This window comes from Shinella lacus (assembly GCF_010994755.1).
Taxonomy (GTDB): Bacteria; Pseudomonadota; Alphaproteobacteria; order Rhizobiales; family Rhizobiaceae; genus Shinella; species Shinella lacus.
The window spans coordinates 293,764-314,048 of record NZ_WHSB02000006.1 but is presented as its reverse complement, the minus strand read 5'-3'; the positions used below and the strand labels follow the sequence as shown (position 1 = coordinate 314,048).

The 20,285-nt window shown below is 62.3% G+C and carries 19 protein-coding genes and 2 tRNA genes; 11 read left to right on the top strand and 10 right to left on the bottom strand.

The window, feature by feature from the left end; genetic code table 11:
- Positions 1–85 precede the first annotated feature (85 nt).
- Positions 86–649, top strand: coding sequence for a GNAT family N-acetyltransferase (locus tag GB927_RS18525; RefSeq protein WP_256118672.1), 564 nt, complete (start codon positions 86–88; stop codon positions 647–649).
- 171 nt (positions 650–820) lie between these two features.
- Here GB927_RS18525 and GB927_RS18520 read toward each other — a convergent pair whose 3' ends face one another.
- The 3 genes from GB927_RS18520 to GB927_RS18510 all read right to left on the bottom strand — a co-directional run bounded on the left by GB927_RS18520 (position 821) and on the right by GB927_RS18510 (position 4,600).
- Complete coding sequence (locus GB927_RS18520) at positions 821–2,137, bottom strand: HlyD family type I secretion periplasmic adaptor subunit (protein ID WP_256118671.1); 1,317 nt, start codon at positions 2,135–2,137, stop codon at positions 821–823.
- A 13-nt stretch (positions 2,138–2,150) separates the two neighbouring features.
- Positions 2,151–3,881: a type I secretion system permease/ATPase gene (locus tag GB927_RS18515; protein WP_256118747.1), complete on the bottom strand. Its 1,731-nt coding sequence runs from the start codon at positions 3,879–3,881 to the stop codon at positions 2,151–2,153.
- A gap of 206 nt (positions 3,882–4,087) precedes the next feature.
- Positions 4,088–4,600 carry an MgtC/SapB family protein gene (locus GB927_RS18510; protein WP_256118670.1) on the bottom strand — a complete coding sequence of 171 codons (513 nt, stop codon included), beginning with the start codon at positions 4,598–4,600 and terminating at the stop codon, positions 4,088–4,090.
- Between the two features lie 161 nt (positions 4,601–4,761).
- Between GB927_RS18510 and GB927_RS18505 the strand changes: the two genes are divergently transcribed.
- Positions 4,762–4,838, top strand: a tRNA-Pro gene (locus GB927_RS18505).
- Between the two features lie 152 nt (positions 4,839–4,990).
- On the opposite strand, the gene GB927_RS18500 is transcribed toward GB927_RS18505, so the two are convergent.
- The 4 genes from GB927_RS18500 to GB927_RS18485 form a co-directional block, all read right to left on the bottom strand.
- Positions 4,991–6,598 (bottom strand): MFS transporter, encoded by a 1,608-nt coding sequence (locus GB927_RS18500; RefSeq protein WP_256118669.1) that lies wholly within the window; start codon positions 6,596–6,598, stop codon positions 4,991–4,993.
- Complete coding sequence (locus GB927_RS18495) at positions 6,595–7,671, bottom strand: HlyD family secretion protein (protein ID WP_256118668.1); 1,077 nt, start codon at positions 7,669–7,671, stop codon at positions 6,595–6,597. Before GB927_RS18495 ends, GB927_RS18500 begins: the two co-directional genes overlap by 4 nt.
- 1 nt (position 7,672) lies before the next feature.
- Entirely contained in the window at positions 7,673–8,428 is a 756-nt protein-coding gene (locus tag GB927_RS18490) for an SDR family oxidoreductase (RefSeq protein WP_256118667.1), read from the bottom strand.
- Positions 8,429–8,750: 322 nt separating this feature from the next.
- Positions 8,751–10,319 carry a winged helix-turn-helix domain-containing tetratricopeptide repeat protein gene (locus GB927_RS18485; RefSeq protein WP_256118666.1) on the bottom strand — a complete coding sequence of 523 codons (1,569 nt, stop codon included), beginning with the start codon at positions 10,317–10,319 and terminating at the stop codon, positions 8,751–8,753.
- Between the two features lie 321 nt (positions 10,320–10,640).
- Here GB927_RS18485 and GB927_RS18480 point away from each other — a divergent pair, with 321 nt between their 5' ends.
- The gene (locus GB927_RS18480) at positions 10,641–12,131 is read left to right on the top strand and encodes a sensor histidine kinase (RefSeq protein ID WP_256118665.1); all 1,491 of its coding nucleotides are present in this window, start codon (positions 10,641–10,643) and stop codon (positions 12,129–12,131) included.
- Between the two features lie 165 nt (positions 12,132–12,296).
- Here GB927_RS18480 and GB927_RS18470 read toward each other — a convergent pair whose 3' ends face one another.
- Positions 12,297–12,842 carry a dihydrofolate reductase family protein gene (locus tag GB927_RS18470; protein ID WP_256118664.1) on the bottom strand — a complete coding sequence of 182 codons (546 nt, stop codon included), beginning with the start codon at positions 12,840–12,842 and terminating at the stop codon, positions 12,297–12,299.
- A 220-nt stretch (positions 12,843–13,062) separates the two neighbouring features.
- Here GB927_RS18470 and GB927_RS18465 point away from each other — a divergent pair, with 220 nt between their 5' ends.
- The 5 genes from GB927_RS18465 (at position 13,063) to GB927_RS18445 (ending at position 17,223) form a co-directional block, all read left to right on the top strand.
- Positions 13,063–13,245: a hypothetical protein gene (locus GB927_RS18465; protein ID WP_256118663.1), complete on the top strand. Its 183-nt coding sequence runs from the start codon at positions 13,063–13,065 to the stop codon at positions 13,243–13,245.
- 285 nt (positions 13,246–13,530) lie between these two features.
- A complete protein-coding gene (locus tag GB927_RS18460; RefSeq protein ID WP_256118662.1) occupies positions 13,531–14,121 on the top strand; it encodes a hypothetical protein in 591 nt (196 codons plus the stop codon).
- A gap of 349 nt (positions 14,122–14,470) precedes the next feature.
- The gene (locus tag GB927_RS18455; RefSeq protein WP_256118661.1) at positions 14,471–15,847 is read left to right on the top strand and encodes a M10 family metallopeptidase; all 1,377 of its coding nucleotides are present in this window, start codon (positions 14,471–14,473) and stop codon (positions 15,845–15,847) included.
- A 220-nt stretch (positions 15,848–16,067) separates the two neighbouring features.
- Complete coding sequence (locus tag GB927_RS18450; protein ID WP_256118660.1) at positions 16,068–16,403, top strand: hypothetical protein; 336 nt, start codon at positions 16,068–16,070, stop codon at positions 16,401–16,403.
- Between the two features lie 73 nt (positions 16,404–16,476).
- A complete protein-coding gene (locus tag GB927_RS18445; protein WP_256118659.1) occupies positions 16,477–17,223 on the top strand; it encodes a class I SAM-dependent methyltransferase in 747 nt (248 codons plus the stop codon).
- Between the two features lie 43 nt (positions 17,224–17,266).
- Here the strand turns inward: GB927_RS18445 and GB927_RS18440 are convergent, their stop codons facing one another.
- Positions 17,267–17,710 carry a DUF3597 domain-containing protein gene (locus GB927_RS18440; RefSeq protein ID WP_256118658.1) on the bottom strand — a complete coding sequence of 148 codons (444 nt, stop codon included), beginning with the start codon at positions 17,708–17,710 and terminating at the stop codon, positions 17,267–17,269.
- A 218-nt stretch (positions 17,711–17,928) separates the two neighbouring features.
- On the opposite strand from GB927_RS18440, the gene GB927_RS18435 reads away from it, so the two are divergent.
- Complete coding sequence (locus GB927_RS18435) at positions 17,929–18,660, top strand: AbiU2 domain-containing protein (protein ID WP_256118657.1); 732 nt, start codon at positions 17,929–17,931, stop codon at positions 18,658–18,660.
- Positions 18,661–18,740: 80 nt separating this feature from the next.
- Here the strand turns inward: GB927_RS18435 and GB927_RS18430 are convergent.
- A tRNA-Gln gene (locus GB927_RS18430) sits at positions 18,741–18,815 on the bottom strand.
- 220 nt (positions 18,816–19,035) lie between these two features.
- Here GB927_RS18430 and GB927_RS18425 point away from each other — a divergent pair.
- On the top strand, positions 19,036–19,332 hold the full coding sequence (locus GB927_RS18425; RefSeq protein WP_256118656.1) for a cupin domain-containing protein: 297 nt from the start codon (positions 19,036–19,038) through the stop codon (positions 19,330–19,332).
- A gap of 5 nt (positions 19,333–19,337) precedes the next feature.
- Positions 19,338–20,285 (top strand): MBL fold metallo-hydrolase, encoded by a 948-nt coding sequence (locus GB927_RS18420; protein WP_256118655.1) that lies wholly within the window; start codon positions 19,338–19,340, stop codon positions 20,283–20,285.

Genomic DNA, 20,285 nt, shown 5'->3' with positions numbered 1-20,285 from the left:
CCATGAGCGCCGCTTTCGTTTGGGCACTATCACTTTTTGCCCGGGCCAGCTTGCAGCACGCTCCATTTCTGCAATGTTGCGGGCCATGACGTCCCGCCTCACGATCGACTATCCGACACTCGCCACCGACCGCCTCCGGCTTCGCGCGCCGCGCATGGAGGATCGCGACACCTTCCACGCCATCCTGTCCGTTCCCGACGTGTCGCGCTTCTCCAACCTGCCCGATGCGCCGACGCGCAAGCAGACGGACCGGACGCTGAAGTGGATGTGCGAGGTCTTCGCGAAGGGCAAGGGCTGCGCCTGGATGATCGAGGAACGCACGTCCGGCAGCCTCATCGGCGCGGTCCGCTTCAACCGCATCGAGCACGAGGCGCGCTGCGCGCAGATCGGCTACGAGCTTGATCCGGCGTTCTGGGGCAAGGGATATATGCGGGAGGCGGTGGCGGCGGTCGTCGCCTGCGGCTTCGCGCGATTCGCTCTCAACCGCATCGAAGCCTGGACCTTGTCAGGCAATCCGGCCTCGGACCGGGTGCTGGAAAGAGCGGGCTTCCAATATGAAGGCACCCTTCGCCAGAAAGCCTGGTTCAAGGGTGCCTTTCATGATTTCAGAATGTTTTCACGACTGGCAGGCGACACGCCAGCGGCCTAGCGTTTTCCGCTCAGAAGAAGAAGTACCAGAGCACGAGAACGAGGAAGAGCGGCACACCCATCAACCAGAGGATCAAAGCCCGAGCCATTGTGGTTTCCTTTCCAACATTGCGTTGATCGGGAAATGCCCGGGCGGCAAAATTGTTCCATCAGCGAATGGTAATGCGAACCTTCAGCGCTCGCGGAACGCCTTGGCGAAATAGTCGGCGAGCGGCTTTACCAGATATTCGAGCGGCGAGCGTTCGGTGGTCTGGATGAAGGTTTCCACCGGCATGCCGGGCATGACGTGCTTGTCGCCGAGCTTCAGCATTTCGCCGACATCCGGCTTGATCTCCGCCTTGTAATAGGTCGCACCGGTGCGCTGGTCGGCGAGCACGTCGGCCGCGACCTTCGTCACATGGCCGAAGATTTCCGGCGTCGAGCGGTGGTCGAAGGCGGCAAAGCGGATATGCGCCATCTGGCCCACATGGACCTGGTCGATCTGGGTGGGCGAAATCTGCGTGGAGATGACGAGATCATGCTCCTGCGGGATGATGTAGAGCAGCGGATCGGCCGGGCGGATGACGGAGCGCAGCGCATGCACCTGCATGCCGAGCACGATGCCCGACATCGGCGCGGTGATGTCCATGCGGCTCAGCGTCTCCAGCTTGGCGTTGCGGTTTTCCCGGAGTTCGGCGACCTTCGCCTCGATCTCGCGCAGCGTCGTCGTCGCCTCCTCGCGCACCGTCGAGTGGATGTTGAGGATGGCGATCTCGATTTCGGCGACGCGGCCGGTATTCTCCGCGATGTTGGCGCGCGCTTGGCTGATCGTGCCGAGGATTTCCGCCTCCTCGCGCTGAAGGGCGAGCACGCGGCTGGCATTGGTGAGCGACTGGGCGAGCAGCTTGTTCTGGGCGTCCAGTTCCTTGCCGATCAGGCCCTGCTGGGTTTGCAGCGCCTTGATGCGGCTTTCCAGGCCCTCGTTCTGCTTGCCGATCTGCGCCTTCTTTTCCTGAAGCTGGCCGGCCTGCTTGCCGCGCGTTTCGGCACGCGCTTCCATCAGCCGCTTCTGGCCGGCAACGATTTCGGCGACGTCGGGATCACTCGCCGCGACCTTCAGCAGTTCCGGATCGAAGGTGATCTCGGTCTTCTCGTCCTGTTCCGCCTGAAGCCGCGCGGCGGTGCCGAGCAGGCTGAAGAGCTGGCCCTCGATGACGGCGAGTTCGGAGCGGTCGAAGGTGTCGTCGAGGCGCATCATCACGTCGCCCGCCTTGACCGTATCGCCTTCCTTGACGCGGATTTCGCCGACGACGCCGCCCGTCAGGTGCTGCACGATCTGGCGGTTGCTGGCGACCTCGATGATGCCGCTGGCGACGACCGCGCCGTTGATGCGCGTCAGCGCCGCCCAGGCGCCCATGCCGCCGAGCAGCACGAAGACCGTCGCATAGCCGGCAATCGCATAGCCGCTGCTGGCCCACTTGCGGTCCCTGGGTGCCGTTTCCTTTTTCATTGGCCGAAACCCCTTATTTGTTGCTGCCGCCGGTGCCGGCGACGACCTGCGTGTGGTTGCGCAGATGCGCGCGCAGCACGTCGTCGCGCGGGCCGAAGGCAAGGCGCTGGCCGTTTTCCATGATCAGGATCAGTTCGCATTCCTCGATCGCCGCCGGGCGATGCGCCATGATGACGATGGACTTGCCATCCGCCTTCATGTTGCGGATGGCGAGGTTGAGCGCCATCGAGCCCTCGGCGTCGAGGTTGGAGTTGGGTTCGTCGAGCACCAGCAGCACCGGATCGCCATAGAGCGCGCGGGCGAGGCCGACGCGCTGCTTCTGGCCGCCGGACAGCCGGCCGCCCATGGCCGGCAGCTTCGTGTCGTAGCCATCCGGCAGTCGCAGGATCATGTCATGCGCGCCGGCCTTCTTGGCCGCCTCCACCACCATCATCGGATCGGGATCGAGCGCCATGCGGGCGATGTTTTCCGCCACCGTGCCTTCGAACAGCACGACATCCTGCGGCAGGTAGCCGACATGGTCGGCAAGGCCGTCCGTGCCGTATTGTTCGAGCGAGGCACCATCGAGGCGCACCTTGCCGGCGGCGGGCGGCCAGATGCCGGTGAGCACGCGCGCCAGCGTCGACTTGCCCGATGCGCTCTGGCCGATGACGCCGAGCGCCTGGCCGGGCCTGAGTTCGAAATTCAGCATGCGCAGCGTCGCGACCTGCTCGCCCGGCGGCACCACCGTCACCTGCTCGACCTCCAGCAGGGCGCGGGGCTTCGGCAGCGCGGTGCGGGCCGTCTCCTCCGGCACGCGGCCGAGCAGCTCGGAAAGCTGCTTCCAGCCCTGCATGGCGCGCTGGATGAGAGACCATTGGCCGATGGCGCCCTCGATGGGGGCAAGCGCACGGCCGATGATGATGGAGCTTGCGATCATTGCGCCGGCGGTGATCTCGTTCTTCAGCACCAAATAGGCGCCGAGCGCCAGGATCGCCGATTGCAGGAAGACGCGGAAGGTTTTCGAAGAGATCGAATAGAAACCGTTGCTGTCGGAATAGTGGATGTTGGCTTCGAGCGCCCTGTCACGCAAGAGCTGCCAGCGGCCGGCGACGGCGCGGCGCATGCCGAGCGCGCGCACGGTGTCGCTTTCCTTCTGCAAGGTCTGGGTCATCTCGTCGCTGAGGCGGCCCGCGATCATCGCCTTTTCCTGGTCATCTTTCGTGCCGTTCTGGTTGAGCCAGGTGAGCGCCACGAGGATGAGGCCGCCGGCAACGCCGAGCATGCCCATCCAGGGATGGAACGTGAAGATGATGAAGAGGAAGAACGGCGTCCACGGAATATCGAACACCGTGAAGAGCGCTGGCGAGGACAGCACCTTCTGGATCGCGTCGAGATCGCGCATGCCGGTGACGGTGGAGACGCCCTGCGCGTGCAGGTTGGTGCGATCGAGCACGGCGTTGAAGACGCGCTTGTCGAAGCGGGCCTGGAAGCGGGCGCCGATGCGCGCCGCGACGCGGCTGCGGATATGGTCCAGCACGCCCATGACCATATAGAGGCCGATAATCAGCCCCGTCAGCGCCACCAGCGTCGCCTCCGAACGAGAGGACAGCACTCGGTCGTAGATCTGCAGCATGAACAGCGGGCCGGTGAGCACGAGCAGGTTCACGAAGAAACTGAAGAAGCCGATGGCGAGGAAGCCCGCGGCGCTCGATTTCAGCACGGCTCTGAGTTCTTCCACACCGGCTTTGCCCGATGGACGCATCACATTGTCTCTTTAAAGATCGACGCCGGAGGTTCGGCCGATCTCCGGCCGTTGTCCGAGCGGCGAAGGGCCACTCGACCGCCCTGCCGCGAGCGGCCGGATGCGGGGGTGCTCGCAAAACGCGAGCCACCTCAATGGAAGACGGTATAGGGCGCGATTTATTCGTAAATCAACAGAATTCCGACGAACCGCCTGAAAACAAGAGTTCAACTGTCATCTTTATCGTGCCGGCCAGCCCGTTTTGTCCCGCCATCCGTCTTGATTTCAAGCCTTCCGATGATGAAAAGCACGACGAAGCAGGCAACCGTTGCGAAGACGGCAATGAACCAATAGCCGAGGCCCACGCACAGTCCGACAGAGCCGGCGAGCCACATCCCTGCCCCGGTCGTCAGGCCTTTTACCTCACCCCGCGAGAAGACGATCATGCCGGCCGCAAGGAAGGCGACGCCGGCGGTGACCGCCTCGATGACGCGCAGGGGATCGATCTGCACCTGCTCGTCGGCAAAGCCCACCATATGCACGCTCTCGATCGAGAGAATGGCGAAGACGCAGGCCGACAACGCCACCAGGATATGGGTGCGCAGTCCCGCCGGATGCTCCCGGTACTCCCTCTCCGCACCGATCACCCCGCTCAGCACGATGGCCCCCACCATACGGGCCAGGATGACTGGATAGGGCAATCGCGTCGGCGGAAAGAAGTCGGCGAGGATCTGTTCCATGGCTCGCCAAACGCAACAGCCGCTTTTCGGTTCCCGCCGACGCTGAGCCGACAAAGAAAAATTTCCCGGCCAGCCGGGGTTTTGCCCAAGCTCTCGAATTTTTTTGACATTTTGCGCTTGTCGAAACGAAAAGCCTGATCTATAGGAAGCGCCGCTGGTCACGGAGTGTAGCGCAGTCTGGTAGCGCACCACGTTCGGGACGTGGGGGTCGAGTGTTCGAATCACTCCACTCCGACCAGCTTGAACCGCTTAAAATTCAGGCGGTTCAGACCTTTCCCGAAAACTTCACGAAAACCATATTTATGCGTAACGGCCCGGTTGCGGACCTTTTCGGAATGCGTTCGCCGTACTCTCGCTTGGTCGGCTTGCCAGCTCCATGGGGCTGATGCGCTACGACGCGCCCGGGATGTCACCTTTCGGCTGTGCCCTTCTGGTGCGTTTGGCAAGCGTGATCTTGATAGCGACCAGCACGGGAGCGGCAAAGAGGAAGAGTAGGGCAACGGCGGCGAAGGCGGTGTCGAAGGCGATCACTGTCGACTGGCCGGTCACCGACCTGCCGAGAAGGCTGGTCGCCGCGCGGCCGGCGGCGGCCGCGTCGAGACCCTTCGCGCTGAACAGGGCCGTCGTGGCAGTCAGCCGTTCGACGACGGCGGGCGTTCCTGCCGTGACATTGGCGCCGATGACGGCAGTGTTTGCCACCGTGGCCTGGTCGATCAGCGTCTGGAGCCCGGCAACGCCCATCAGCCCGCCAAGCTGGCGGCCGCTGTTGAAAAGGCCGATCCCGGCGGCAAGATTACGCCCGTCAAGCCTGCTGAAGGCGATCAGGGTGATCGACAGAAACAGGAAGCCGAGGCCAAAACCGCGCAGCAGGATCGCTGCCATCATGTCCGGCGCGCCGCTCTCGCCGCTCGACCCTGACAGCATCCACATCGCCGCCATGATCATCAGAATGCCGAAGGGCACGGTGGCGAAGGGAGGGACGCTGCGCACCTGCACCAGAAAGGCAGCGATAAGCAGCGCGACGACGAACAGCGCGCCACTCGGCAGCAGCAGCAGACCGGCATCGGTGGGCGTGAAGGCGAGCACGGAGACGGCGAAGGACGGGATCAGGAAAGCGCTGCCGAAAAGTGCGGCGCCCGCCACGAAACTGACGATGAAGGCGAATGTAAAATCCGCGGACGCGAACAGGGTTGCATCGACGAGGCCCCGCTCCGCGGCAAAGAGCTGACGGCCGAGGAACGTCACCAAGGCGGCAGCGGCGATCACCGCCAACCACAGGAGATGCGGTGCCTCGAACCAGTCCCAGCGACTGCCCTGGCTGAAAACATAAGTGAGGCAGAACAGTGTGATGGCAAGGAGCACGAAGCCTATCCCGTCGAAGGGTCGGCGTGCCATCTTCGCCGTGATCGGATCTTCGGCGGCGAGGAGAAGCCCGGTCGCTGCCAGCGCAACGGGCACGACGCAGAAGAAAATCCATGTCCAGGAATGGCTGTCGAGCAACCAGCCCTCCAAGGCGGGCGCGATCGTCGCGGGGGCAACGACGGAGCCGATGGCGAACAGGCATTGCAGGACAGGTTGGCGGGATGCCGGATAGGCGAGGAAGATCGCCGCCTGGCCCGCCACCAGCAAGACGCCGCCGGAAAAACCCTGCAGGAGCCGGAGGGCGATCAAGACATCGAGGCGCGCCGTGACGGCAGCGATCGCACACGCGCCCCCCATGACAAGGGTCGCGCCGAGGATAAGATTGCGAAGATTGAAGCGGTCCATCAGCCCGGCCGCGGCCATGAAGCCGATCAGCTTGAGCGCAGTGTAGCCGATGTCCAGCCACGCGAATTCGTCAGGCGTGGCATAGGTGTCGCCGATCATGTCGGCACGGCCAAGTGCCAGGACAGTGCTGGCGATCGCTTCGGTCAGCGCGGCCAGCGCGATGCCGCCGACGAACAGTGGCCCGGCCATCGACCGGCCGCGGGACGGCATATCGGCGAGGATGACGGTCATGGCCTGTCTCCAAGATCGACGGCGACACGGGCGGAAAGGCCGGGTACCAGGCGGCCGGGCAACGGATTGCCGGCAAAACGGATTTTGACGGGAACGCGCTGCACGACGCGGACGAAGTTTCCGGTCGCATTGTCAGCGGGAAGCAGACTGAAGGCCGAGCCGCTACCCGGCGCGAAACTGTCCACCACGCCTTCCAGCGTCTCGTCGGGATAGCCATCCACGGTGATGCGGACCCGCTGGCCCGGACGGATATGTTCGAGCTGGGTTTCCTTGAAATTCGCCACCAGCCAGACGTCGTCGACCGGAACGATATCGAGCAGCGAGACGCCGGGCGCAACGAGCCGACCGACGCGCACCTGGCGGTTGCCGACGACGCCGCCGACCGGCGCGCGAACGACAGTGCTGTCGACGTCGATCTCGGCAAGATCTCGCGCGGCCTTGGCCTGCGCCACGGCGGCGACGGCGGCTTCGCGCTGGGCGGCGAGCACGACAGTGCGCTGCTGCTGGGCCTCGACCAGTGCGGAAGCCGCAGCAAGGTTCGCCTCCGCCCGCGCCCGCGCGGAATCGCTTTCATCGACGCGCGCCTGGCTGACGGCATTGCTGAGGATAAGGCCGCGCTGCCGGTCGGACGCCTTGGTCGCAAGGTCCAACTCGGCAATGGCCGACCGACGCTGGGCCTCAGCCTGCCGAATGAGCATGCCTTGAAGCCGCACCTCGGCGTCGACATTGGCGAGGCGGGCGTCTGCTGCCTCGACATTGGCCGCCGCCTGCGCCAGCCGTGCGCGATAATCGCGGTCATCGATCCGAAACAGCACGTCGCCAGCCGCGACCGTCTGATTGTCGTTAACCTCGACCTGCGTGACATAGCCGGAAATCTTCGGCGCAAGCGAGGTGACGTCGCCGCGCACATAGGCGTTGTCGGTCGATGCCGTATCGCCCGAGCGGGCAAAGACCCAGCCTCCGGCCCCGATTGCCACAGCCAAAAGGCACAGCATGAGGCCGGCGATCTTCCTTCCCTTCCCGGACTTCGTCGCTGGCGTGGCGGCACCTTCTTCCTGAAGCTGTTCCGTCATCTCAGTTTCCCCCGGCCTGCTGGCCAAGCCAGTCTGTAAAACAGATCGTGCCAAGGCGCGGATTGCGGCCTGGCGTCAGCGAGCGGTCGTCGAGAATGGCGCCGAAATAACGCGCACGGATATCGGCAATGACCTTGCGTCTGTCGCCCGTCGCCTGTGCAAAGCCGCGAACCGCTTCATCAAGCGGGATGGCCTGCGGGCCGGCGACTTCAATCGTGCCGTTCACCGGAGGCGCCAGCGCGAGGTCGGCGAGCGTATCGACAACGTCGTCAGATGCGACGGGCTGGAACAGCGCTGGCGACACGCGGATTTCCTCGCCGTCGGCGATGGACTGCGCAATACCGCCAACGAACTCGAAGAATTGCGTGGCGCGCAGGATGGTGTAGGCGATGCCGGAGGCCTTGATCAGGTTTTCCTGCGCGACCTTCGCCCGGAAATAGCCGTTGCCGGGCAGCCGTTCGCTGCCGACAATCGACAGGGCGACGTGGTGGCGAACGCCGGCGGCAGCCTCTGCGGCGAGAAGGTTGCGCCCCGAGGTCTCGAAAAAGTCGAGCACGGCCGCGTCCTCCCAGACTGGCGCATTCGCCACGTCGATGACGACGTCTGCGCCAGCGAGCGCTTCGGCGAGCCCCTTGCGGGTGATGGTATTGACGCCCGTGCTGGGCGAGGCGGCAAGTGCCTCATGGCCTCGTTCGACAAGGGCCTTGACGAGCTTCGATCCGATGAGGCCACTGCCTCCGATCACAACGATCTTCATGGCATCTCTCCACATGTTCCGACCGCTGGATTGCCGTCGACGTAAATAAAGAGTGCCTGCCGGCCGCCTCGAAGTCCTTGGCGCGCGCTTGAATTCCTCTTGAAGAAGTCTTGGTTATTCGTCCAAGGATGCGGGTCGTGTTTGGAGACCGGGCAAAAATCGGTGCCGTGGGCTGACCTGCGCGAGACGGCTCCGATGGAGCGAAGACGCTTTGGTGGGTTCAGCGAGTTCTTCGCCCGTTATCCCTTGGAAAGGAGCGAGCGTGACCTTTTGGCAAGGCCACGACGCCGGTTGCCTGTTCCCTTCATTCTTGCCGCCGTGGTCATTCGGGCAAGCCCGCCAGACGCAAGCCCTCTGTCATGCGCAGAAGGTCTTCCGAGCGATGGATCGGCAGCCAATCCTTAAGGTTGGAGAGGCGTGCGGCAGGCTGCAAGTGGCGCAGGCGCCGCATTGCCTGCTGCGCCTCCATCGAGCGCCCCGTGAGCGCATGGCTTGCCGCCAGGAGCGTAAGGGCAATCAGGAGGTCGGGCAGGTTCCCCAAAGCCTTTTCCGCGGTGGCCGCAGCCGCGTCGAAGCGGCCGGCGCAGAAATGCGCGAGTGCGATGCCAGCCTGCATGCGAAACATCTCCGGATCGAGCGGGCTCAACCGGACGGCATGGGCGAGATCCTCCATCGCCTGTTCCGTTTCGCCGCGGAAAATGCGCAAAAAGGCGCCGAGAAACCAGGCGGGGGCGAAATTGGGATTGAGCAGCCGCGCCTTGTCGATGATTGCGATGCCGCCGTCGAGATCGCCGGCGAGGTGGCCGAGTGCATGGCCCGCGCGCGTCAGCGCCACCGCATCGTCGCGCCCGAATTCCACCGCCAGCCGCGCCAAACGTACGCCTTCGGCATTCTCCGCGGCCGGATTGCCCATCCAACCGTTCAGCTTACGCCAAAAATGGCACCATGCCGCACCGCTATAGGCAGACGCGAATTCCGGATCGCGTTCGATTGCCTGATGGAACAGGGGCAAGGCCGCCTCGATGGCGTCGCGCGTGCCATTGTGCAACCGGGCCATGCCGCGCAGATAATAGTCGTAGGCGTCGAGGCTCTCCGTAGGCTTGCGCTTGGCGCGCTCGATCTCGGCCCGTTCGAGTTGCGGCGAGATCGCGCCGACGACGCTTTCGGCGATCTTGTCCTGGAGTTCGAAGAGGTTACCGAGTGTACCCTCGAAACGTTCGGCCCAGAGATGCGCGCCGGTCGCGGCCTCGATCAGTTGCCCGGTGATGCGCACCTTGTCGCCCGCCTTGCGCAGGCTCCCCTCCAAAACATAGCGCACGCCGAGCGCGCGGCCGACCTCTTTCACATCGACGGCTTGTCCCTTGTAGGTGAAGCTCGAATTGCGGGCGATGACGAACAGCCATCGCAGACGCGACAGTGCGGTGATGATGTCCTCGACCACGCCGTCGGCGAAATAGTCCTGCTCCGGATCGCCGCTGAGGTTGTGAAACGGCAGCACGGTGATGGAGGGCTTGCTGGGCACGACAAGAGCGGGGACCGGCTCCACGATTTCCGCGGCAGGGTTTTCCACGGGGCTTGGCACACGGATGGAAATGTCGCCGACAAAACAGAATCCCTTACGGGCAACGGTGCGAATGAGGCGCTGCGCCTCGCCGCTGTCGCCGATTGCCTTGCGCACCGCATTAATATGGCTGGCAATAGTCGATTCAGAGACGATCCGCCCACCCCAAACTGCCTCAAGCAGATCATCCTTGCTGACGACGCAGTCGCGGTTCTTGACGAGATACAGCAGGAGATCGAAAACCTGCGGCCCGACAGCCACGACCTCGCCACACCGGGTGAGCTCCCGGCGCGGTTGGTCGAGCAGGTAGTCTCCAAACATGAACTGCACGATCGGCATCCTCGCGCGATTTTCGTCCACGCCCTGCGCTACACGAGCGGGTTTCCAGCATTGTTACCACACTACCGCCTAGCGTGCCCGTTTGCTGGCTGCAAGCGTTTCGGCATTGGATGAAAATTCAAGGCATTTAAGAAGCAATTCGCGTCCACAACCAAGGACTTCCGGCGGCTCGCAGAGAGACGATCCGCTTTGTCCGGCTTGACGAAAAACCGGGACATCCCTTAGCCTTCTGGTTAAGGCCGGGGGACACACTAGGGGATAGCAGTACTGCGCGGGCTGAACATCCAATTTACGTTGGCAAGGGCGGCAGCGATGATCATCATTGCGATGTTCATTTCGCTGCTCTTCATGCTCGGTCTGTGGCTCAACACAAGTTATCGGGACGCGGTCCGCCGTACCGAGGAACGGGCCATTGCGGCCTCCAAGATTGTCGCAGGCAACGTGTCGCTGCTCGATTCCCTGGCACGTCAGGCCCTTCGGCGCATCGACGAGACGCTTGGCGAGGACATCGTGCCGCCGGCATCGACCGAGGTGCGCAACATCGCGGAGGCCGTCGCCGACTTGCCCGGCCAGGTGAAGGCTTACGTGGTCGACGATAGCGGTCTCACCCTCTATTCGACCGATCCCATGGTGAAGCCGATCAGCATCGTTGACCGACCCTATTTTTCGGATCTGGCAAAGGGTGCCAAGCAGCACATTTCGAGCCTCCTGATGAGCCGTCTCAACGGCGAGCAGATTTTCGCCTTCAGCCGCAGGCTGGAGCGGAATGGCCGCTTCGCCGGCGCCGCAGTCGTTTCTTTCGAGGCCAAAGTCCTTGCTGATGTCTGGGAGGCCGTCGATCTCGGCCCGAACTCCACTGTCAGCTTCGTCCGCTCTGATGGCCAGTTGGTCGCCCGCTACCCGCTCGCCGAGGGGCCGCTCGATATGAGCAAATACGTGCTTTTCACGGATTACTTACCCAAAGCGGAGGCCGGCACCTATGACGCCATTTCGCCCGTCGATAGCGCCCACCGCATCGTCGCTTACAGAACAGTCGAGGACACAGGGCTGATCGCACTCGCTTCGGCCGACTACGATTTCGGCATCCAACGCTTCTGGCGAGATGGGACCGTGGCGATTTCGGTGCTGATCCTGGCCAGCATCAGCCTTCTTGCCGCCGGCCAGTGGATCCGCCATCTGCGGCAACGCGATGCCGCGCAATCGCAGCTGCTCCGCAATGCGCTCGCGGACAATCAGCTGCTCCTTCGCGAGATCCATCACCGCGTCAAGAACAACCTGCAGGCCGTCCAGAGCATCGTGCAGCTTCAGCGCCTGCCCTCGGACGTTCAACAATCGCTGACCGATCGCATCTCCTCCATGGTCGCCGTGCATGAGCAGATCTATCGGCATGACGAATTTTCACGTCTGCGCGCGCGGGACCTGATGACATCCGTGGTGGAGAAACTGATCAACGCCTATGGCGCACCCGTGACGATGGACTATGACATCGACGATATCGCCGTCTCGGCCGACAATGCCACCCCCCTCGCCCTGCTGACGAACGAACTCCTGACCAACACCCTCAAATATGCCTTTGCGGATGGCCGCACAGGCATGGTTTCCATCGCGCTCAAGGCTACTGGGGGACGGCGAGCCCGGCTTACCGTCAAGGACAACGGCATCGGCTTTGATTCACAGACCATAAAACAGGGTATGGGAAGTCGCTTGGTCCGGGGCGTCGTCAACCAACTGAACGGTACGTATACCTTCGACGGAAGCAGCGGAGCGACCTTTGTGGCTGAGCTTGATATCGTGGATATATGAGCACCGCGCGCGCCGTTCGCAGACAACATTGAGGCACCAGTGCAGGCCGTCGGATCGATAAACGTATGCCCGAACCGACGCCATCGATCAGCAGACGGGTTCCCAGAAGAGCGACCGCGACCACGTCGCGTGCGAAACAACGCTCATCCATCCCGCAAGCGACCGTCAGACCCTCGATCCCGCATCGGGAACATAGGTCAGCCTAATCACATCATCGTCAATCCGATCGTTCGTCAAGAGGCGGAGCGGCGGGCGGGGACCGGCGAAATAGGGTTTGCCGTGGCCGAGCACGACGGGGTGCAGGTAGATTCGATATTCGTCGATCAGGCCAAGCTCGGTGAGGCTTTTCGCCACGTCCGGGCCGGCAACTTCGATTTCACCCTCGTGCGCGGCCTTCAGCGCGCGGATCTCGCCCTCAAGATCATCTCCGAGAAGCGTGGCATTGGGGCCGACCGACGTCAACGAACGCGAGACGACCCACTTGGGCTGGGCCCGCCACGCCGCGGCGAAGGCACGTCTATCTGCGTCCCACTCCGGATGATCGTCATCCCAGTAACGCATGATCTCGTACATGCGCCGACCATAGATACTGCCCGCCTGCCCCCGCGCCTCCTCGATGAAATGGCGGAACAGCGTAGGGCTCGGCCCGAAAGACATATGGTCGACATAGCCGTCGAGGGACTGGTTCATTCCAAACACGAGCTTCGCCATGCCAGTTCCTTCCTCGCGCGGCACATTCCCAAGGTGCTGATTGCGATATGCAACCGGTTAAAGGCTAGATCGAGTGGTTTTATATTGCAACCGGTTTTTTGAAGTATGTATGAATGCTCAAGGGCGACCGGTCGCTTTTCGGCAACTCAACCGCCGCTTTTTCGCCATCTTGACCACGCGTTTCCACTCCCTATATTGCGCTGCAACAAAGGAGCGAAACATGAACGTAGCGCCGAGAAATCCAATCACCGACCTTCGCGCAAGCACTGGCTATACCATCGAGGAGCTGTCGGTGGTTTCCGGTCTCACCGTTATCGAGATCATGAAAATCGAGAGCGGTGAGTTGGTCGACCCTGCAAAGGTTGCCCGCCTCTTTGCGGCGGCGGGGTTAAAGCAGGTGTAACTAGCGCATGACATCTATCTCCAAGACAGCTTGGTTGGACATTTAAGGGGGCTTTTGCCCCCTTTGTTTTGCGTGCCCCATGCGGCTGGCCTTGAGCAACTTTTACTGGAGCGCTCAATCGCTATGCTCGAATGAAAAATACTCCGGCTAGCAGCACCAAGGCGGCCGCCTGCAAAAACCACATTGGCCATTCTGACGACATGACAATTCCTCCTGTAACGGAAGGCGTGTAGAAGGGTTTGGTTCCGCAAAAGCGGCACTGGGCACGCAAAGGGGGTAGGGAAAATGTCGGTTCATGAAATCACAGCCAAGATAAACAATAGCAGCATTCTCGGCATGGGGTCGAAGCCCGATTCGAACAGTACGAACCGGCACAACACGCTTTCGGCGACGCACCGGCTGAAAAACTCCTTCGTACACACCAAAGCAACGGTGAACGCCACCAGCAACCGGCTTTCCTTTGTCGATGCCGCCAGCTCTATCGATTTCAATTCGAGCTACATTCACTTCCAGGACGACTGGACGACCTGCGGCACCCTGGACGTAAACCGCCGCCTTGTTGCGAGCGGCAACTTCAGCGGCTGCACCTACAAGGTCTTCGATTCCGGCTCCGGCGCCTTCACCTGCCTGCATATTGCACGGCCGTCGGGCAAAGGTGCGGATGCCCTGGTCGGGCTCGCCGACGATTATGCGGCTCAAAAGAAGTGGACGCTGGTGCGCGAGGTCAAGACCGTCGGCCATATCGGGGTCAACGGGTGCAAGGAAATCTTCCTGATTTCCTATCTCTCGCCGAACAAGGAGATCCACACGATCCGCGTGAACCTCAACAATATGGGCCTCGTCGTCGACAAGGAATTGTTTGTCGACAAGGTTTGATGCGCGCGCCGAATCAACGGCGTCGGGCTGGCGGGCCGGGCATCCAGGCCGCCAGCGCGTAGCCCTCCGGCCTGACGATATCTCGAAAAACTCCACAAAAGCCTGGTTTTTAGCCCTGCGGTCAGTCAGTTCGCGCCTTCATGCGCAATACTGCCCCGATAAGCAGAAGTATGACCAAATTTGTTCTTCCGTGCATGAATAAGGCTTCTTGCAGGAACGTTTCCCATTCCTATGATACCAGCATTCAAGGGGCGGGAGTGCGTCCGACGCAGGCACAATGCGTGCGGACCGGGGGAAATACTCGCCTTCCAGCAGAAATCCAGACGTTTTGGTCGAAGGGGCAACACGCATGACCGGCACAGGCAAGACGACAAAGACAATCTTCGCGACGGGATCGCAGTTCATTGACGCCGTCCTCAGCGGAAACGCCTGGGGCGGCACGAACATCACCTATGCATTCCCGACATCCACCAACAACTATTCCTACACGAACGAGACGAGCAACAATTTCGGCTCCGTCTCGCTCATGCAGAAGAATGCGGCCCTCTTCGCCATGGAGAAGAGTTTCGGCGGCACTGCGAATGACGGCTTTTCCGTCGAAGGCTTTACCAACCTCAATTTCAGCGCCGGCTCGTCGAGCACCGCAACGCTGCGCTTCGCCCAGTCCGATGCTGCGAACCCGACGGCCTATGCCTATTATCCGGGCGGGTCGGCCGAGGCCGGCGACGTCTGGTTCAGCACGGCCTATGCCGGCACGATCAACGACTACCGCACGCCACAGGCCGGCAACTATGCCTGGCACACGATGATCCACGAGCTCGGCCACGCGCTGGGTCTCAAGCACGCGCATGAAACTGATACATTCGGCGCCATCCAGCCCGAGTGGAACAGCCCCGAATATACCGTGATGACCTACAACGCCTTCGTCGGCGATTCGGGCGGGCCCTATCAATATGAAGAGTTCGGCGGACCACAGACCTTCATGATGGCCGACATCTACGCGCTCCAGCACATGTATGGCGCGGATTACACGACCAACAAGGGCACGACCGTCTACAAGTGGAAGCCCGGTAGCGGCGACACGTTCGTCAACGGCAAGGTCGCCATCGACGCCGGCGGCAACCGCATCTTCGCCACCATCTGGGATGGCGGCGGAAACGACACCTACGACCTGACGGCCTACAAGACGGGTGTCGAGATCGACCTTCGCGCCGGCGCCTATTCGATGTTCAGCAAGACTCAGCTTTCGTTCCTCGGCGGCGGGCCGAACGACGGCTATTCCCGCGGCAACATCTTCAATGCGCTGCTGTTCAACGGCGACAAGCGCTCTCTCATCGAGAATGCCAAGGGCGGCTCGGGCAATGACAGCATTCTCGGAAACGAGGCCAAGAACAAGCTGTACGGCAATGGCGGCAACGATACGCTGAACGGCGGAGGCAACACCGACAGGCTCGACGGTGGCGCCGGCAACGACAAGCTGACCGGCGGTTTCGGCGCGGATATCTTCGTGTTCAAGAAGGGTTATGGTCGCGACACCATCACCGACTTCAAGAACAATATCGACGATATCGACCTGCGCTCCTACAATTTCTCCAAGATCAGCCAGGTGCTGGGCAAGGCGGACCAGGTCGGCAGCGACGTGCATATCGAGCTCGGCGGCAACGACGTGCTGATCCTCAAGAAGTTCAACATCGACAATCTCGACAAGTCGGACTTCATTCTCTGAAGCCTCTCCCGGCGTGCCCTGGCCCATTCGCGGTCGGGGCACGCCCTCACGCTTGCGCGCCGTCGACGCGAACTGTTGCAAATCCGCACGTTTGACGCCTCTTCGATGGGGATGACGGGAAAGTTCGCATGGTGGCGATTCCCCTTTTGCGCGCGCTGCGCTATGGCGAATCCAGGCTCCCATTCACAGCCACACCAAAGCTCCCAAGGAACTGGCACACATGAACTCCCGCATTGCAATTCTGGCAGGCGTCGCGCTTGCCCTCGCCGGATGCACCACCGCAATCGTCGCGTCCAACCCGCTGCAGGCCCGCTGGAACGGCAAGACCGCCGGCAGCTTCTTCGCGGCCTACGGCCCGCCGATCTCCGACGTGAGCGGCGCGGGCGGCACGACGCTCTACAAGTGGCGCGGCGGCTTCTCAAAGGGCAAGTCCTGCACGGTGGAGCTGACCGTGAACGACGCCTACCGGATCAACAACATCCGCGCCGTCGCCGACCGCGTCGACCCGAAGGGCGGCCCGACCCATTGCGAAAAGGTGCTGGACGCCGCGTCGTAAAAACACGGCGCGCGATCGACATTTTCGAAGGCCGCGCATCCCTGTGCGGCCTTTTCCTTTTTGGGAGGACGACATGGACGAGGACCGCCTCTACCACGACCCGGCGCTTGCCGATTTCTACGATCTGGAAAACGGCTGGGAGCGCGCGCCGGATTTCGATTTCTGCCTAAAACTTGCAGCAGACGCCGCAAGCGTGCTCGACCTCGGCTGCGGCACCGGCGAACTCGCCGTGGCGCTTGCCGGCGGCAGGACGGTCGTCGGCGTCGATCCCGCACCGGCCATGCTCGCCATCGCGCGGGGCAAGGCGGGTGCTGCAAGCGTCGAATTCGTCGAGGGCGATGCCCGCACGCTGCGCCTCGGCCGCCGTTTCGAGCTCGTGCTGCTGACCGGCCACGCCTTCCAGGTTTTCCTGACGAGAGAAGACCGCCAGGCAGCCCTCGCCACCATCGCCGCCCACCTTGCTCCCGGCGGCCGCTTCATCTTCGACAGCCGCAACCCCGCCTGCCGCGAATGGGAGGAATGGGGGCCGGAGGAATCCATGCGCCTCCTCGACCACCCTCGCTTCGGCCCCGTCGCCGCCTGGAACGACGTCGCCCACGACCCCGCCACCGGCATCGTGACCTACGGCACCCACTACGAAATCCGCACCACCACCCAACGCCTCTCCGCCACTTCTCACATCGCCTTTCCGGAGAAGGCGGAGCTGGAAGCGTTGATAGCGGAAGCGGGCTTGCGGGTGGATCGGTGGCTGGGGGATTGGGAGGGCAATGCCTGGCAGCCCGGTGCCAAGGAGCTTATTCCGTTGGGTGGGCTCATCTAAAGCAGAAGCCCGCCAAACCTCTCCGGCGGGCTTCTTCGTTCAATCAATCCAGCAGGTCGGCCGGGACCTTGCCGCCGTTGTCGGCGAGGGCTTTCAGCAGGGCCTTGTGCAGCCAGATGTTCATGCTGGCGGAGTCGTTCTTGTCGCCGGTGAAGCCGAGTTCGTCGGCGAGTTCCTTGCGCTCCTGGAGGCTGGCATCCATGCCGAGGGCCTTCATCAAGTCCACGATGGAACGGCGCCAGTCGAGCTTCTGGCCATTCTTGGCAACGGCTGCATCGAGGATCGCCGCGACGTCGACCGGCTGGCTCGGCGTGGCCGCAACCGGCTGGCTTTCGGTGGTCGCCACGACCGCCTCGTTGCTGATCGTCGGCGTCGCGGAAACATCCGCCGTCGCCGGCTTTACGGCGTCGGCCGTGATCGTTTCTACCGGCTTTTCTTCCTCTGCCTTGCCGAAGAGCTTTTCCTTGATGGAACTGAAGATACCCATGTGTGACTGACTCCCTGTTGATCTCTACCGGCTCTGACTCGGCATGACCAAAATAGAGCCACTGCCTGTCATTTCAATGAATACAACAGATGATCTGAAAATGCCGCGAAGAGTCAACTTCACGTCCACGAGTTGGCTGGAGGCAGAGGCCCTTATGTAAAACTTGCCAAGAAATGTGCCGGGCTTTTCTATTTTCTGAACTCTTTTACATTCGGCATATGGCGAAGAAAAAGAAACGAATCACAATCTCTACGAAACCAGCGATAGCGCGCCTCGATCGAATGATGCCGATCCTTTACGGCAATATGCAGAATGCAATTTGGATCGAGGCGACAATGGAGGTTGGAAACAACACTGTCGGCGAGATGACCGACAGAAATTTTCCAGGGGCGAGCGCCTATAACCGGATCATGCGTAGTTTGGCCTATGATCTCGCAATGCACCTTGCACGCCTCTATGACATAGGCAGTAAAAAGCATCATCCCAACAAACGGGATGTCGCATCTATCCCGCTCGCTTTCCGGCTACTACGCCAGCAACGGTGCAAGAGTGCCCTATCCCAACGAGCCAGGACGTGGCTTCCCCATAACACTTCGTTCGCAGGCACATCTGAGAGAGATTGCCTCAAAGCAATTGAGCGAGCTTTAGAGAGCTATTCTGAAACCATGAAGGGGCGACAAGGGCGCCGTGTGGTGACGACGCTGAAGGAGTTTCGAGATGTGTTCATGGCACATTCGCTCATGAAAGACTCAGACGCGAACCCGATTTATAATCAGTTGTTCCGGCTGACGGATTGCGCCCGTGATTTCGTCCAAGATGCTCGACTTGCCATCGAAGGAAAGGCTAACGATCTAAAAGAGCAGGAACGTATATTGGCTGCGGATGCGAGGCGATTCTGGCGTATGGCTTTGCTGGGAGAACGCGACGAAAGCGAAATTCTCGCGGACTAGGCGCAACATATAAAAGACAGCAAGCGCTTATCCACTTAGGCTTCCACGCAACTAATTGAATTTTATCAATAAAAAATCCGTGGCTGGGGCGCCAGGATTCGAACCTGGGAATGCCGGTACCAAAAACCGGTGCCTTACCGCTTGGCGACGCCCCAACATGGCGGGAGCCTGATAGCAAAGGCGCGAGGCGTGGACAATGCTTAACTTCCGCCTGGGGTGATTATTCTCCGGGCGTGGCTCTCGAATTGCGCGGGCTTCAGCCTTGGCAGGCGGGCGTGGCGGGGATAGGGTCCGGGCATTCGACCGTCTTTCCGGCGGCGGCTCGCCCCCTTTGACCGGGCGCACCAGCCGCGCCGATTCTCACGAGGAGCCGCCATGTCCCAGTTTCGCGCCCGTCCGCCGGCGATGCCGACCGTTCTTCTCGATGATGCGGTGGTGCGCGTGACGCGCTGGGATTTCGAGCCGGGGGCCGATACCGGCCATCATGTGCACGGGCTCGGTTATGTCGTCGTGCCGATGACGGATTGCGATTTCCTCATCGAGGAGGAGACGGGCGATCGGCGGGTGCACAGCAAGGCGGGTGCGGTCTACCGGCGCGAGGCGGGGGTGGCGCACAATGTCGTCAATGGCGGCGACAAGCCGATGAGCTTTATCGAAATCGAATACAAGTGACAGCCGTGTCCAATTCCACACAAGACGACAGCCAGGAAACCCCGCATTTCGACCTGGAATTCAAGCCGGCGCATGGCGAGGCGGTGCCGGTGGCGCGGCGCGTGCAGCGCATCACCGTCAACAATCCCGGCCCCTTCACCTTCCACGGCACGAACAGCTATATCGTCGGCGACCGCTCTGTGGCGGTGATCGACCCCGGCCCGGAGGACGAAGCGCATTTCCAGGCGCTGATGACGGCGCTTGCCGGGCGCGAGGTGACGCATATCGCCGTCAGCCACACCCACCGCGACCACTCGCCGCTCACTCGCCGTCTCAAGGCGGAGACGGGCGCGATCGTCGTGGCGGAGGGACCGCACCGGGCGTCGCGACCGCTGCATGCCGGCGAGGTCAACCCCTTCTCCGAAAGCTCGGACATGGATTTCGTGCCGGATATCGCGCTCGGCGACGGCGAGACGGTGGAGGGCGACGGCTGGGCGCTGACGGCGCTGCACACGCCGGGCCACACGGCCAACCACGCGGCCTTCGCGCTCGACGGGCCGGAGGGCATCGTCTTTTCCGCCGACCATGTCATGGCCTGGGCGACGACCATCGTGGCACCGCCGGATGGCGCCATGGCGGACTACATGGCCTCGCTCGACCGGCTGCTTCAGCGCGACGACCGCCTGTACTTCCCCGGCCATGGCGGGCCGGTCACCGAGCCGGCCTCGTTCCTGCGCGGACTCCGGACCCATCGGCGCATGCGCGAGCGGGCGGTGCGCGAGCGGGTGCGCGCCGGCGACCGGCTGATTGCCGACATGGTGAAGGTGATCTACCGCGAGACGGACCCGCGCCTGCATGGCGCCGCCGCCCTTTCGGTGCTGGCGCATCTGGAGGACCTGGTGGGGCGCGGCGAGGTGGTGACCGAAGGGCCGCCCGCGCTGAAGGGGCTCTATTTCCCCGCCCCCGGCTTCTAG

What these genes read in the sequence shown, in the direction of transcription:
- GB927_RS18510 (WP_256118670.1), bottom strand. Translation starts at nt 4,600, where the DNA reads ATGGAACAGATCCTCGCCGACTTCTTTCCGCCGACGCGATTGCCCTAT.
- GB927_RS18470 (WP_256118664.1), bottom strand. Translation starts at nt 12,842, where the DNA reads ATGGCGAAGCTCGTGTTTGGAATGAACCAGTCCCTCGACGGCTATGTC.
- GB927_RS18525 (WP_256118672.1), top strand. Translation starts at nt 86, where the DNA reads ATGACGTCCCGCCTCACGATCGACTATCCGACACTCGCCACCGACCGC.
- GB927_RS18490 (WP_256118667.1), bottom strand. Translation starts at nt 8,428, where the DNA reads ATGAAGATCGTTGTGATCGGAGGCAGTGGCCTCATCGGATCGAAGCTC.
- GB927_RS18435 (WP_256118657.1), top strand. Translation starts at nt 17,929, where the DNA reads ATGGCGAAGAAAAAGAAACGAATCACAATCTCTACGAAACCAGCGATA.
- GB927_RS18460 (WP_256118662.1), top strand. Translation starts at nt 13,531, where the DNA reads ATGTCGGTTCATGAAATCACAGCCAAGATAAACAATAGCAGCATTCTC.
- GB927_RS18520 (WP_256118671.1), bottom strand. Translation starts at nt 2,137, where the DNA reads ATGAAAAAGGAAACGGCACCCAGGGACCGCAAGTGGGCCAGCAGCGGC.
- GB927_RS18450 (WP_256118660.1), top strand. Translation starts at nt 16,068, where the DNA reads ATGAACTCCCGCATTGCAATTCTGGCAGGCGTCGCGCTTGCCCTCGCC.
- GB927_RS18445 (WP_256118659.1), top strand. Translation starts at nt 16,477, where the DNA reads ATGGACGAGGACCGCCTCTACCACGACCCGGCGCTTGCCGATTTCTAC.
- GB927_RS18495 (WP_256118668.1), bottom strand. Translation starts at nt 7,671, where the DNA reads ATGACGGAACAGCTTCAGGAAGAAGGTGCCGCCACGCCAGCGACGAAG.
- GB927_RS18440 (WP_256118658.1), bottom strand. Translation starts at nt 17,710, where the DNA reads ATGGGTATCTTCAGTTCCATCAAGGAAAAGCTCTTCGGCAAGGCAGAG.
- GB927_RS18480 (WP_256118665.1), top strand. Translation starts at nt 10,641, where the DNA reads ATGATCATCATTGCGATGTTCATTTCGCTGCTCTTCATGCTCGGTCTG.
- GB927_RS18515 (WP_256118747.1), bottom strand. Translation starts at nt 3,881, where the DNA reads ATGCGTCCATCGGGCAAAGCCGGTGTGGAAGAACTCAGAGCCGTGCTG.
- GB927_RS18425 (WP_256118656.1), top strand. Translation starts at nt 19,036, where the DNA reads ATGTCCCAGTTTCGCGCCCGTCCGCCGGCGATGCCGACCGTTCTTCTC.
- GB927_RS18455 (WP_256118661.1), top strand. Translation starts at nt 14,471, where the DNA reads ATGACCGGCACAGGCAAGACGACAAAGACAATCTTCGCGACGGGATCG.
- GB927_RS18465 (WP_256118663.1), top strand. Translation starts at nt 13,063, where the DNA reads ATGAACGTAGCGCCGAGAAATCCAATCACCGACCTTCGCGCAAGCACT.
- GB927_RS18500 (WP_256118669.1), bottom strand. Translation starts at nt 6,598, where the DNA reads ATGACCGTCATCCTCGCCGATATGCCGTCCCGCGGCCGGTCGATGGCC.